Origin of the sequence: Stieleria magnilauensis, from assembly GCA_007753675.1 — a bacterium.
GTDB classification, from domain to species: Bacteria; Planctomycetota; Planctomycetia; order Pirellulales; family Pirellulaceae; genus Stieleria; species Stieleria magnilauensis.
Genome location: CP036432.1, coordinates 4,346,805 through 4,360,249, shown reverse-complemented (window position 1 = coordinate 4,360,249; position 13,445 = coordinate 4,346,805). Strand labels below are relative to the sequence as shown.

Sequence of the window (13,445 nt, the reverse complement as noted above, 5' to 3'; positions counted from 1 at the left end):
GGTTGCGGTCGTTGCCGATCATCCCAACGCCCTCTGGATGACGTCCACCAAATCGTGCGGCTGGACCGGTTTGTGAAGAACCTCGGTCACGCCAAGCTCGGTTGCGGTTCTGACGACCTGCTTGTCCGCGTTCCCACTGATCACGATCACGGACAAATCAAGATGGTTCCTTCTCAGCTGTCGCAATAGATCCAGCCCGCCGATGCCCTGCAGTTGCACGTCCAAAAGCAGACAACCAGGCTGCAATTCGTCATAGTCGGCCAGGAAATCTTCGGCGGAGTCGAAGGGTTTGACCGTCATCCCGAACGCGGTCAGCAAGGCACAAACCGATCTGAGTGCCGACGGGTCATCATCGATCACGAAAACGGTGGGTGGGGCAACCATTTCAGCAAATCTCGTGCAGGGCGGGAAACGTGATGCAGAACTCGGCCCCGGCCGCGTCCGATCGGATCTCCAAGTGGCCTTCATGCGCCGCGACGATCGTTTGGCTGATCGCCAACCCCATCCCCAATCCTTGTTCTTTGGTCGTGTAAAACGGTTCTTTGAGTTGATCCACCATGTCAGAGGAGATGCCGGGACCGGAGTCTTTCACCGACACCGAAACGTCACCACCGAGTATTGCACTGCGGATCAGAACGTTGTTCTTGCCATTGACTTGTCCGTCCATCGCTTCAAATGCGTTGCGAATCAGATTCACGAGTACTTGTTGAATCTGGATCGCGTCGCCCATCACCGGTGGAAGGGCATCATCGAGTTCCAACGACACGGTGGCACCAAGACGTTTGGCTTCAAAGGAGAGGAGTTGGGTGGTGTCGCGAATCAATTCGTTCAGATCGATCGGGCTGTAGTCTGATTCTGTGTTGGCAACAAAGCCTCGCACCCGGCGGATGATTTCCCCGGCACGAACGGCCTGGTCGGCGATTTGTCCCATGACGGATTGAACCTTGTCCTCCCAGCCGGGCTCACGTCTTCGCGAGAGGTGTTCGCAGGCGGCCGCGTAGTTGGCGATTGCGTACAGGGGTTGATTGATTTCGTGTGCGATCCCGGCCACCATTTCCCCCATGGTGGACAGTCGTGAGACGTGAGCCAATTGTGTTTCGTTGTTTCGAAGTCGTTCTTCGGCGCGGCGTCGTTCACTGACATCTTTGACGACGGTGCTCACGCCCCGTACCCGACCGGAATCATCTTTGAGCGGGTGGTAGCTGGCGAGAAAGAACGACGATTGGCCGTGACCGTCAACCGGAGGCCGTTCGATTTCAATGCTGCGTTTGGCCTGGCCGGTCTCGATCACCTCACGATAAAGCGGTTCGATGCTGTCGGCGATGTCTGGCAAGACCTCGCGTAGTGGCCGGCCGAGATGCGCTTCCACGGGCCGTCCATTGATCTCGGCCAGGTAATCATTGATTCGGCGGTACCGCAGGTCGGTATCCATCATGCACAATCCGATCGGCGTCGTCCGATACAGATGCTCCAATTCGGACAACTTTTCTCGTACCAGCTTTTCGCTTTCGCCCAACTTCGCTTCGATCCGTTTCTGCTCGGTGATATCGTTGCAGCAACCGATGATGCCGATCGGGCGACCGTCATCGGCGTTCATCAACGACAGACGAAGCGAGACCAGGACCGCGCTGGCATCTTTGCGGCGCAATCGAATTTGCAGGTCGTCGGCGGAACGTTCCGTTCGCGGCGGCATGACCTGTTCTTTCCAGTCGACCACATGGTCGGAAAAGAACAGGAACTCGACGGAGCGGCCGACGGCTTCCTCGACCGAATATCCGAACAGCCGCGTCGCGGCACTGTTCCAGGTCTCGACATTTCCGTTCAGATCGGTCGAGATCACCGCATCATGGACATGGGCAAGAATCATCGCCTGTAAGCCCAGTGTTTGTTCGACGCTGTCGCGATCAACCACCATGCGATCGAGTGAACGGGCCAGCGCGGCGACTTCATCGCCACCGGTAATGCCGGTCCGCACCGTCAGGTTTCCCGCGCCGACCATCCGCGTCATTTGTTCCAATCGTTCCAAACGCTTGGCGATTCGGAAGTGAAAGAAGAGCCCCAGACCGATGGCGATCAGGCAACTCATCACTAAGGTCCCGAGTGCCTGGCGGGACACCGCGGTGGTGGCCCGTTGGATGGTCGGCCTGATGTCACGAAGTACGACGAACAGCCCCAAGTGATCGGGGCGGATCCGATCGGCCTTGGCGCCCAGCACGACCGGGTGGATGCCGACGATGGTGTGCCCGTCGCCGAACGGAACGGTGCTGCTGATCTGCGACATGCGGACACGTGCGAGGGCGCCGGGACCCAGGATCGGTGAATCTTGATAGTTTTGCGGCAAGGACTCGGCAAACCGATGACCGACATCGGCGCGTCGCATGGAGACGATGACGTCATCGTTTTCATCGATCAACACGGCAAACTTGACCTCGGGATCTGCACCCAGCGATGCGAGCGAATATTGCATCGTGGAGAGTTCATTGCGCCGCGCGGCCCGCTCCAATGACCCCGCCAATTGCGACATCGTCCGCCTCAAAACGATCACCGCCTCGCGATTGGTGCTGTGGACGATCTGCGAACGATTGGAGAACAGGGACCAACCGGTATGCGCCAACACCATCACCATCAGGCTCAGCGGCAACAGAATCCGCAACGGATATTGAATCGTCGAATCGATCTGCGAATCGAGCGGTCGTGTCGGAGCCGATCGATCGTTCATCGCGCCGACACCTCCATCAACGGCTCGGCCGAAATGCAATCGGAAAGAACCACCTCCTTTCCCAGCAACGCGTTATCGACCATCACCTTGGATAAGCGATGCGAGTTTTCTTCTAACGGAGAGGGTTGCCCAGCGAGTAGCGACAGGTTTTGCTGTAAGTTCGGCGCGTGCAAACCCTTTTGGCTCTGCCTGATCTGCTCGGGTGTCAGCTTGATCCTCAGTGACACGCGGCGGAGTGCTTCGTCGGGGTTTTCTCGGAGGTACTCGAGTGCCTTGAACCACCCGCGCAGGGCCGTGACGAGGTGCGATTGATGTTGCTCCCATGCGTCGGCTCGGACGACCAGGACATCGACGATTTCATTCGGCATATCGGTGCTGTCAAACAATTGGATCGCTCCGGCAGCCAGCAGTCGGCTGCGGACGGGGTCAAACGTCACGACCGCGTCGATCTTTTGCGATAGAAATGTTTGTTCGTGTTCGTCCGCTTCCACCGACACAATGGTCACGTCCTGGACGGAGAGGTCAACCTTTTGCAGGGCACGCGTCAGCACGAATGCGCCCAAGGCGGAGTTCTCCACCCCGACCTTGCGCCCACGGAGATCGGCCAAATCCTGCACGTCGCCCTGGGCAAGAATCGCGTCGCCGCCTTGTGAGATGTCCATGACCAGCACCACACGCAGGTCCAGACCGCGCTCTCTCAATAACAAGACTTCATCCATCGTCAATGCGGCAGCCTGGATCGTATTGTCACGAAATTGGCGAATCACTTGACTCGAGGACGCGCACTCGACCAATCGAACAGAGTTCTCATCAAAATGACCGAGATCACGCGCCAGAAAAAGGGGTTCGTAGCCAAGCCACAAATTCGTGCCCAACAATAAAGGCGTTTCCGTTTCGCGTTTCCCGCTCCAATTTTCCAGCGTTTCGATTGCTAAGACGGCGAAAACACCCGCGATCACCACCAACGCAACCGATAGACGCTTCCTTCGCATCGATGCTGTCCTCCGGCACGGGGTAGGTGTGGTCCGTTCTTGTCGGGCTAAATCGCCACCACAGTTTATCCGAATTTGCCGATCCCGTCTCAGGTGTTTCCATCAACCTCGCGACATGATTCACAGTGGGACGGTTGATTGAATCGATGTTCCCGCTCGTTGCTAACTCGTCGAAAACGCGATCCGCGGGGTCGGGGCGGGAACACGTTCGCGGTGCAGCCGCACTATTGGGGAAATGCCGCCGGCTCGGTGTCCTGATAGCCTTCGCCGTCAAGCGATTCCATGAACTTGACCAATTGGTTGACTTGGGCATCGGTAAAGTCCAATTGCTCGGCAAACCGCCGATCGATTTTACGGTCCAAGTAGGGATTGGGGGTTCCGCCCTTGCTGTAGAACTTGACGACCTCCTCCAGTGTTTTCATGGAGCCGTCGTGCATGTAGGGGGCGCGTTTGCTGACATCTCGGAGCGAAGGTGTTTTGAAGGCACCTTTATCTTTTTCGTCCTCGGTCACCGCGTAACGACCTTCATCGGCAAAGGTCTGGGTTTTTTCGTCCCAGCCCACGCCCAGGTTGTGGAAATCACTGTCGGTCAGGTTGGGGCCCTTGTGGCAGTTGTTACAAAACCCGTTACCGAAGAACAGCGTGCGACCCTTTTTGGCGTCTTCGGAGAGCGCCGACTTGTCACCGGCGACGTAGCGATCCCAGGCGGAATTGCCGCTCATTCGAGTCCGCTCGTAGTCCGCAATCGCCTTGGTGATTCTTTCGATCGTCACCTCCGGAGTGCCGAACGATTCTTCGAAGTATTTTGCATAACCCGGGATCGCCGCGATCTTGCCGACAACGACGCTGTGGTCCTTCTGTCCCATTTCGATCGGATTGGTCATCGGACCGCCGGCCTGCTCATCGAGTGACGCCGCCCGTCCATCCCAGAAAAAATGGGGAAGCGTGGCCCACGCCTGGTTGGTGAACGAAGGCGCCTTGCGGCCCCCTTTCTGGCCGCCGATCCCTGTCGAAACCGGAGTCGTTTCGGAGAAGGCGTTTTCCGGTTTGTGGCAGGTCGCGCACGACACCGTGTTGTCGGCCGAAAGTCGTTTGTCAAAAAACAACCAGCGGCCGAGTCGAACGGTTTCGGGAGTCGGCGGGTCGTCCAAGTCCAACAGCGTCGCGGGAAGATTTTTTTCACCGCCGATCCCCAGCGGAGGATCAGGAATCGGTATCAGCGGATTGGCGGCTTCCAAATCAACCGCTTCGACGGCATGCCCGTCATAACCAGCCATCCAACCTCCGATCAAAAGGACCATGGCCAACCCGACGTTGTTCAATCCCAGCGGTTTCATCGTAATGCTCCTCGCGGCAAGTGGTGAATCTCTGGCAGTATACCCAAAACCGCTCGGTTGATTCTGAAACCGCTGCCCGCCGCCGGACGTCAGTTCACCTTTCCGCTTCGCCCGTCATCGGGACGAACATCACGGGGGCCACGTTTCGACGAACCACCTCTCCGTCGCTTTGTTTCTCAATCAGGATCAGTGATTGAACCCGATCGCCGACCGGGATCACCATTTTGCCGCCGGGGGCGAGTTGGTCGATCAACGCTGGTGGCACATGATCAGGGGCTGCGGCGACAACAATTGCGTCGAACGGAGCTTCGTTCGGCAACCCGGCGTAGCCGTCACCGTGGCGGACACGGATGTTCTTGTACCCGAGCATTTTCAATCGCACCTCTGCAGCCTTGGCCAACGATTCGACGATCTCGATGCTGTCGACATGCTGGACCAATTCCGCCAACACGGCCGCTTGATATCCCGACCCGGTCCCGACATCCAGCACTCGATCGTCAGCCTGCAGATCAACCAACTCGGTCATCAAGCCGACGATGTAAGGCTGGGAAATGGTTTGTCCGTTGCCGATCGGAAGCGGCGAGTCATGATAGGCCCGGTCTTGCAATCGCTTCGGGACGAATTGATGACGAGGGACGCGTCGAATCGCATCGAGCACACGTTCATTCTTGATACCACGGCCAGCAAGTTGCCTGGCCACCATTTGACGACGCAGCAACGCAAAGGAATCGTCCTGCTTCTTTCGATCGGTGCTGGTCGGGTCGCTTGGCACTGTCGTTTCCGAGGGGCGACCACATCCAGTCGTGATCGTCAGTAGAATAATCCAGATGCCGGATACAATTTTCCGGCTCGATCCCATGGTCGATCTCATCAGTAACGGTGAACCTTACGACGCATCCGTCGGGCAGAATTGGATCGTCATTCCAAACTCGCCACGCCGCCGATTCCACGGCGGCGAATTGAGTCGGATTTCAGAAACATTGCTGCGGCCGGTGCGGCATTACCCGAGGTAACTCCTCAACATCCACACGGTTTTCTCATGGACTTGAATGCGAGCGATCATCAGGTCCTCGGATTCGGAATCGCTTGCTTCGCCGGCGATGTCACGCGCCTTCTTCAGATCGCCGAGCAATTTTTCGTTGGCCTCGATCAGATGCTTGACCATCTGATCGGCCGTCGCGTCTTCGGCGATCTCGGGAATGCCCGCCATATTCGCCAGATTGGTCAGGCCGCCGGGAGCCAGGGCGCCTTTGGCACGAATCCGTTCGGCGATCTCATCCACCGCGGCAAACAATTCGGTGTACTGAAGCTCGAACGCGTTGTGCAGCGAAAAGAAGCCGGGACCGCGGACATTCCAATGACAAAGGTGTGTTTGACCAATCAACGCGTACGAATCGGCAACGACCTGTCGCAACGCATCAACAACAGAAGAACTCATTTGGGTTTCCTTCACGAAAAACTGGTAAAGACGTCTGCATTATAGTGCCCTGCCAAGCCACACGGCGAACCCACAACGCGCAACGCGATCCGAACCCATCCGTCGTGGTGGTCTCACAGCGACGATCGGTCGACCGTTCCCTCGCTGCGATCGACCCCATAGGCACCCAGTAAAGTAGTAACGCTCCCGTGTGCGGGAGGGGCGAGCGTAGCGAGACATCTGAGCTCTGAGCAAGTGGCTTGTTTTCGGATTTCAGGAATTTTCGAGGTAGGGGACGATACCGGGTAATCGGCGTTTGAGAGTTTCAATGTATCGACCACAGTCGAACGGGATGCGGGTCTGCCAGACGCGGTAGAGAATCCGGATCCAACTACGTGCGAGCTTGCGTAGCACCGCGTGGTGTTTCATTCCTTGGGCTCGTAACATTTGGTAGCGAGCTTTGGTCCACGGACACCATGTCCGGGCTGCGGCTGCAAACTCATGAAAGGTTTGGCGAAGGTATTTCGGGCAGGCATAGCGCCGTTGAACATGACGCTGCTTTCCGCTTTGACGCGTGATGGGTGCGATTCCGCTAAAGGAAGCCAGTTCATCGGCATCGGACCAGCGATCACGCTGCGAACCGAACGCACACAGAAGTCGAGGCGCAAGTGCTGGGCCGGCTCCTCGGAGCGAGGAGAACAGGTGGGCATCGCCGTGAGCCTTGAACGACTCGCTAATCTGTTGGTCGAACTGCTCAATCGTTTTGATGGATCCTTCGATTTGCTGAGCCAAATGCTTAACCGTCATGGACATGGGAGTGATCAGGGCAGAGTCATCGCAGAGCAACGGCGAGCTACGAATGGCATCGAGGGCTTCTTCTTGCCGCTCCTCATTTCGGACTCCGTGTTCTCGCAGAACCCGAACAATCAACCGACGATCAGCACGACGGAGTTGCCTGGGATCAGGCCACCGCTTGAGTACAGCCAGTAGCAAATCCAGCTGGTGGGATTTGCCGAACAGCTCCAAAACTACAGGAAAATACTGTTTAAGTACGCTGATAAGCTGCTGACGCAGTTTTGTTTGGCTGCCTACGATGAAGCGTCTTTGCTCGCAAAGCCGGTTCAGCAATCGCGTCTGCTCATCATCAGGCAGCCATGCCTTAAGGGTCTCGATTCGTTCGCGAAGAAGCCTGGCCAGATACATCGCGTCGGTAGGATCACTTTTGCCATCGCCACCCGGATAGCTTTCTCGATAGCGAGAGAGTTGTTTAGGGTTAATCGGGTAGAGAACGATGTTCTGACGGAACATCAAGGCATGGATCAGGGGGCCCTTGGACTGTTCGAGCATGATCGCGATTTTCCCGCCCTTGGCTTTCTCAGTCATCTTGGCGATCCATTGGTTGATCGCTTCGGGGGTGTGGGGCAGTTCCATCGCCGATTCTCTGCCTTGAGAATCAATGATGTGGCAGTCATGTTTCTGATCAGCCCAATCGATTCCAACAAAAAGCGCGATGGATTGGTTGAGTGTGGGTGAATTGTCGTTCATGCTGTAGTCTCACCGAGTTGAAAGGCTTGTGTGATTGGTAGTCCAGCCTCACCCACTTCGGAAACCTTATAGAGAGCCCGCTAAGCTACATCTGAGTGATCCGTTTTGGGATGAAGCGAGCGGTGTGCTCGGAAGTCTCGCTAAGCCGTCATGCGGCTGGGGAGGGGATCCGTAGCACTCCGCTGGCTACCGCTTCAAATAATAATCAGCGCGGCGTTGAGAATCCGCCATGCCAAAGCTGCGCTGCGGAAAGGGCTGCGCGATGGCAAGGACGCTCAACGCCGAACACTGAGGAGATGCTATAAGGGAGGGCTTCCGTGGCCCCGCACCCACCGATGCCCTGCCAGGGAGGGTGATTCAGGTTTCGATAGCCATGCTGAGCCGCTATCGTCGCTCAGTTCGGTGTCGAATCGTCAACAACAGCCGAATCGCTGACGCCTGTGATGTCTTGCAAGGCGGGGAATTTTGAACGCCACCGCCGTGCCGCTTCGAGATCGATTTCGGTGATGATGACTTGCTCTTGGTCAGAGGCTTCGAAGAGCGGGGTTCCCATGTGATCGAAGGCGCAGCTTCGGCCGTCGAACTTCAGCTTCGGTTCTTCGCCACAGCGATTGACTCCCACGACGGGCGCCAAATTCTCAATCGCCCGGGCTTGCAGCAGCCGCACCCAGTGCTCGCTGCGGACGGCCGGCCAGCAGGCGATCACGGTGATCAGTTCTGCGCCGCGGAGGATCGCCGGCCGAAAGATTTCGGGGAAGCGGAGGTCGTAGCAGATGAAGGGGGTGATCTTGACGCCCTGCCATTGAAACACGACCGGAGACGTGCCGGCGGTGTAATGGTTTGCTTCACCGGTAATCGAAAACGGATGCATTTTCTGATAGCGTGCCAACTGCGTCCCGTCGGGGGCGTAGACGACGCATTGATTACTCGAGCGACCATCGCTGACGGGGCTCGCCACGCCGCCCATCATGGCGACATCGTACTGTCGCGCCAGATCTCGCAGCAACGCTTCGCCTTCGCGGGCTTCGCTTTGGGCGGTCACGTCCACGTTCATGCTGAATCCCGTTTCAAACATCTCAGGGACGATCACCAGCGTGCCGGGCTGGATCGCGGCGGCGGAGAGCAAGTCGCGGAGGCGCTGGTGATTGGCGGCTTTGTCTTCCCAAGCCATGTTCAATTGGACGGCGGCAATCTGCATCGTTGGTAACCGGTTCAGGAAAGGAGTGTGGCGAGACCGTCGCGGAGGCGCCCCACGCCTTCGCTGACCGATTGCGGATCGAGTGCCCCATACGAAAGACGCAGGGTGCAGCTTTTCGACTCACCAAATGCACTGCCCGGCAACACGGCGACCCCGAATTGTCGAATCAGTGTTTCTACCAGTTCCATGTCGGACTGGTCGGTCTGCAATTGGAACAAGACATAGAACGCGCCCTGGGGAACGGCGAACTGAACTCGGTCGCCCAGCTCGGACAATGTTTCCAGCGTCGCATCGCGGACAGCGGTCAACCCGGTGATTTGCTTTCGACACCACTGCGAGCCGACTTGAAGCGCCGCTTCGGCGGCAACCTGGCAGATGATCGGGGGGCAGATCAAATTGGTGTCTTGGATCTTTTTGATTCCCACCAGCAGATGATTGGGGACGACCGAGTAGCCGATTCGCCAGCCCGCCATCCCATAGGCCTTGGAAAGCGAGAACAGCGAGATCGTGTGTTCGCTCGCGCCGATGGCCGAACCGGGCGAATAGTGTCGCACCCCGTCGTGAGTGAAGTACTCGTAGGCCTCGTCAGAAAGATGGTACAGCCCGCGGGCGGCACACATCAGGTTGATCTCCGCGAGAGCGTCTTTTGAATAAACCGCCCCCGTCGGATTGTTCGGCGAAACTGTGACAACGGCTTTGGTGCGTGGTGTGATCGCCTGCGTGATGGCATCGATGTCGGGTTGGTTTTCGCGATCGGTCGGAACGACGACGGGGCGGCAACCGGCGATCTCGATCGCCATGTGATGATTGAAGTAATACGGGCTCAACAAGATGATCTCATCACCGATCTCGGCGATCGCCAGGACGGCATTGAGGAATCCCATGTTGGAACCGGCCGTGCAGACGACCGACGATTGATCGGCGATCGGATCGATCTCGTTTTCGGCGATCAGTTTCTTTTCGATCGCTTCGATCAGCGGGTCATTCCCGGCGACCGGCCCGTAACGATCCAATCCGCGACCGGGCTGGGCGGATTCGGCGACCGCCCGAAACACTTCCTGCGGCGGCGGGTAGTGCACCACGCCCTGGCCCAGCGAAATGGTTCCGGGATGTTCGCTCGTCCATCGTCCCACGATCGGAATGACGGGGTCTTGTACCTGTTGAATTCGATTGGCGATCACGGCAGCTCAAGTCCTGAGTACGATCAATCCTTATCCGCTCGAAGCACCGAGACGAAGGCTTTTTGGGGAATGTTGACGCTGCCGAATTGCTTCATCTTCGCCTTGCCCTTCTTCTGCTTTTCGAGCAATTTCTTTTTGCGAGTCACGTCGCCGCCGTACAGTTTTGCGGTCACATCTTTTCGATACGGCTGGATCGTCGCTCGGGCGATGATCGTACCGCCGATCGCGCCTTGGATGGGGATCTTGAATTGGTGGCGTGGGATTGCTTCGGCAAGCTGCTCGCAATAATGCAGAGCGCGTGCTCGCGCCTTGTCGCGGTGAACCAGGTAGGCCAGCGCGTCGATCGGTTCTTTGTTGACCAGGATATCGACTTTCACGACATCGGTCTTTCGATACTCGATCTGTTCATAGTCAAACGATCCGTAGCCCCGCGTGATCATCTTGAGTTTGCCGTAGAAGTCGAACAGGACCTCGCCGAGCGGCATCTCGCTGGACACTTCGATTCGCCCCGCCGAGAGATAATTCATCGTCTGGCTTTCCGAGCGATGTTCTCGACACAATTCCATCACCGGTCCGACGAACTCTTCCGGGGTCAGGATCGATGCCTTGATGTAGGGTTCGGTTGCCGAATCGATAAGGCTCGGGTCGGGCCAATAAGACGGATTGTCGACGTCGATGGTCGATCCGTCTTTGAGCGTCAGGTTGTATTTGACCGACGGTGCGGAGATGACCAGGCCGATGTCAAATTCACGCTGCAAACGCTCTTGGATCACATCCAAGTGAAGCAGCCCGAGAAAGCCACAGCGGAATCCAAACCCGAGTGCGGCCGAGGAGTCTTTTTCGAAGGTCAGCGCCGCATCGTTGATCGCCAGTTTGTCGAGCGCTTTGGTTAAATCCTGGTACTCATCGGTGCTCATCGGATAGACCGACGAAAAGACGACGGGTTTGGCCGGTTGGTAGCCCGGGATGGGTTCGCCGGCGGGACGATCGAGCAGCGTGATGGTATCGCCGATCTCGATGTCTTGAACACTCTTCACGCCGGCGACGATGTAGCCGACTTCGCCGGCGGAAAGCTGTTTGCGGGGATTCAGTTTGAACTGGTTGTATCCCAGTTCGTCGACTTTGTAGTCACGACCCCCGTGCATGAAGTGAATCGTCTGTCCCGATTTCAACGTCCCGTCCATCACGCGGCACTGCAAGATGACTCCGCGGTACTTGTCGAAATGGGCGTCAAAGACCAACGCTTTCAGCGGCGCGTCGGGGTCACCCTTGGGCGGCGGAAGATGCTCGACGATACCCGCCAAGACGTCATCGATGCCTTGGCCGGTCTTGGCCGACACCGGGATCGCCGCAAACGGATCGAGCCCCAAGTCGGCGTCGATCTCCTCGCGGACGCGGTCGACATCCGCCGCCGGCAGATCGATCTTGTTGATCACCGGCAGCAGTTCCAGATCGTATTCCATGGCCAGATAAAGGTTGGCCACCGTTTGCGCTTCGACGCCCTGCGACGCATCGACGACCATCAATGCCCCCTCGCAAGCCATCAACGATCGCCGGACCTCATGTGAAAAATCCACGTGGCCGGGCGTGTCGATCAGGTTCAGCTGATACTCCTGACCGTCCGGCGCGATGTAGGCGAGTGTGATCGTGTTGCTCTTGATCGTGATGCCACGTTCCCGCTCGATATCCATCGAGTCCAGCATCTGGTCGTGGAACTCACGCTGGGTGACGCCGCCGCAAGCCTGGATCAAGCGGTCGGCCAAAGTCGACTTTCCGTGATCGATATGGGCGATGATGCAGAAGTTCCGAATTTGTTTCATGCGCCGGGGTCTTGCGACAAAGAAGCGAGAGTAACGTTCACGCTTTAGATCCTAGTGGATCGGGGCGACAACCAACAGGGATTCGACGCCGGGGTTGCCGTGGATGAAGTTAGCGGACCGGCGCGAGCTGCCTGTCGATTTAAGCCCCACGCGTCAGTTCGTCTTGATCCAATCGACCGTCCAGTGACGATCGCTGGTCATCCGGACCGCTTCGGAGGGGACACCAAAACCGGCCAGAATGTCCACGGCCTCGTCGACGGTCAACGCCGCGTGCAGGGATTGTCGCAGCAATTGCCGGCCGTAGTCGGATTCCCCGGCCGCGTGCAGATCGACCAACCCCTCGACCTCGGCTTCGCTGGCCGGTCGGGCAAGATCACGTAGAAACAAACGTCCACCCGGTGCCAGGATGCGGATCGCCTGGGCTATCACCCGCTCCGGTTCGGCGACGTGGTGCAGCATCGTGTTGGAAATCACGGTGTCGGCGGCATCGTCTTGGAACCCGTCGAGCACCTTGCAATCGGCGTGTTCCAAGAACACCCGTCCGGTGACCGAGCCGAGTTCGATCTCGATCCGGGCGGCTTCCAGCATTTCGACCGAACAATCGACCCCCAGAACCTCAATTTCACTGAGACGCTGGCACAGTAAAACGGGGATGGCCGCCGTCCCACAGCCCAAATCGACGACTTTGGGGCCGACCGTACCCCCGCCGATCAAATCGTCGACAAAGGCGCCGTTGACACCCTCGTGATCCATTTGCTGGTACTCTTGAACCTCCGATTCGTCATCCATGGGCTCTGGTTCGAGTGTTCGAACCAGGGACGGCCGTCCGGGCTGCTGGGGGGTGTTCAACGTGTCTCCTCGCGCGGAAAAACTGCATTTTGAGGGTAAAGTTACGTGACTTTACGCGTTGCATAAGGTTACAGAAATTACCCTGCCGTAAAAATCCGTGTAACAGTCACCATTTTCGCTGGTTCATGGACTACAACGATCGTTGTCGCGAAACCGCCTAGACCGATTTCACGGGATAACTAGCCTAGGGCGGCGAAGGGGATTGTGCCTGCGGGGATTGTGCCTGGCTGGCTCGCCCCGCTCGATCGATCGACTGAAGTAACCAAGAGTAGACAACCTGGACCAAGGCGCCACGGGATGGGCGCCGTCGACAACACGTATTCCGCCACATCGCCGCTCATGGACGAGGACGCTGTGACACGAGCTTGGACCCTGCTGTGCTAGCCG

11 protein-coding genes are annotated in these 13,445 nt (G+C 57.7%); all 11 read right to left on the bottom strand.

All coding sequences use genetic code 11. The annotated features are described in order from the left end of the window. Window positions 1–18: 18 nt before the first annotated feature. Entirely contained in the window at window positions 19–384 is a 366-nt protein-coding gene (locus TBK1r_RS15475; RefSeq protein ID WP_419581379.1) for a response regulator transcription factor, read from the bottom strand. A 1-nt stretch (window position 385) separates the two neighbouring features. After that, window positions 386–2,719, bottom strand: coding sequence for a PAS domain-containing protein (locus TBK1r_RS15470; protein WP_145212278.1), 2,334 nt, complete (start codon window positions 2,717–2,719; stop codon window positions 386–388). Further along, entirely contained in the window at window positions 2,716–3,711 is a 996-nt protein-coding gene (locus TBK1r_RS15465; RefSeq protein ID WP_145212275.1) for an ABC transporter substrate-binding protein, read from the bottom strand. Before TBK1r_RS15465 ends, TBK1r_RS15470 begins: the two co-directional genes overlap by 4 nt. A 224-nt stretch (window positions 3,712–3,935) precedes the next feature. Then, on the bottom strand, window positions 3,936–5,048 hold the full coding sequence (locus TBK1r_RS15460; protein ID WP_145212272.1) for a cytochrome-c peroxidase: 1,113 nt from the start codon (window positions 5,046–5,048) through the stop codon (window positions 3,936–3,938). A 94-nt stretch (window positions 5,049–5,142) separates the two neighbouring features. After that, window positions 5,143–5,907, bottom strand: coding sequence for a protein-L-isoaspartate(D-aspartate) O-methyltransferase (locus TBK1r_RS15455; RefSeq protein WP_419581378.1), 765 nt, complete (start codon window positions 5,905–5,907; stop codon window positions 5,143–5,145). A 141-nt stretch (window positions 5,908–6,048) separates the two neighbouring features. Next, on the bottom strand, window positions 6,049–6,486 hold the full coding sequence (locus tag TBK1r_RS15450; RefSeq protein WP_145212268.1) for a Dps family protein: 438 nt from the start codon (window positions 6,484–6,486) through the stop codon (window positions 6,049–6,051). 252 nt (window positions 6,487–6,738) lie between these two features. Next, window positions 6,739–8,010 carry an IS110 family RNA-guided transposase gene (locus TBK1r_RS15445; protein WP_145212265.1) on the bottom strand — a complete coding sequence of 424 codons (1,272 nt, stop codon included), beginning with the start codon at window positions 8,008–8,010 and terminating at the stop codon, window positions 6,739–6,741. Between the two features lie 394 nt (window positions 8,011–8,404). Continuing rightward, window positions 8,405–9,208: a nitrilase-related carbon-nitrogen hydrolase gene (locus TBK1r_RS15440; protein WP_145212262.1), complete on the bottom strand. Its 804-nt coding sequence runs from the start codon at window positions 9,206–9,208 to the stop codon at window positions 8,405–8,407. Between the two features lie 14 nt (window positions 9,209–9,222). Next, on the bottom strand, window positions 9,223–10,389 hold the full coding sequence (locus TBK1r_RS15435; RefSeq protein WP_419581377.1) for a pyridoxal phosphate-dependent aminotransferase: 1,167 nt from the start codon (window positions 10,387–10,389) through the stop codon (window positions 9,223–9,225). Window positions 10,390–10,412: 23 nt separating this feature from the next. Then, a complete protein-coding gene (gene lepA, locus TBK1r_RS15430) occupies window positions 10,413–12,209 on the bottom strand; it encodes a translation elongation factor 4 (protein WP_145212259.1) in 1,797 nt (598 codons plus the stop codon). Window positions 12,210–12,362: 153 nt separating this feature from the next. Further along, on the bottom strand, window positions 12,363–12,998 hold the full coding sequence (locus tag TBK1r_RS15425) for a class I SAM-dependent methyltransferase (RefSeq protein WP_145212256.1): 636 nt from the start codon (window positions 12,996–12,998) through the stop codon (window positions 12,363–12,365). Between the last annotated feature and the right edge of the window lie 447 nt (window positions 12,999–13,445).

Coding starts and splice junctions, on each gene's coding strand:
- TBK1r_RS15450 (WP_145212268.1), bottom strand. CDS start 6,486: ATGAGTTCTTCTGTTGTTGATGCGTTGCGACAGGTCGTTGCCGATTCG.
- TBK1r_RS15440 (WP_145212262.1), bottom strand. CDS start 9,208: ATGCAGATTGCCGCCGTCCAATTGAACATGGCTTGGGAAGACAAAGCC.
- TBK1r_RS15460 (WP_145212272.1), bottom strand. CDS start 5,048: ATGAAACCGCTGGGATTGAACAACGTCGGGTTGGCCATGGTCCTTTTG.
- TBK1r_RS15425 (WP_145212256.1), bottom strand. CDS start 12,998: ATGGATGACGAATCGGAGGTTCAAGAGTACCAGCAAATGGATCACGAG.
- lepA (WP_145212259.1), bottom strand. CDS start 12,209: ATGAAACAAATTCGGAACTTCTGCATCATCGCCCATATCGATCACGGA.
- TBK1r_RS15470 (WP_145212278.1), bottom strand. CDS start 2,719: ATGAACGATCGATCGGCTCCGACACGACCGCTCGATTCGCAGATCGAT.
- TBK1r_RS15465 (WP_145212275.1), bottom strand. CDS start 3,711: ATGCGAAGGAAGCGTCTATCGGTTGCGTTGGTGGTGATCGCGGGTGTT.
- TBK1r_RS15455 (WP_419581378.1), bottom strand. CDS start 5,907: ATGGGATCGAGCCGGAAAATTGTATCCGGCATCTGGATTATTCTACTG.
- TBK1r_RS15475 (WP_419581379.1), bottom strand. CDS start 384: ATGGTTGCCCCACCCACCGTTTTCGTGATCGATGATGACCCGTCGGCA.
- TBK1r_RS15445 (WP_145212265.1), bottom strand. CDS start 8,010: ATGAACGACAATTCACCCACACTCAACCAATCCATCGCGCTTTTTGTT.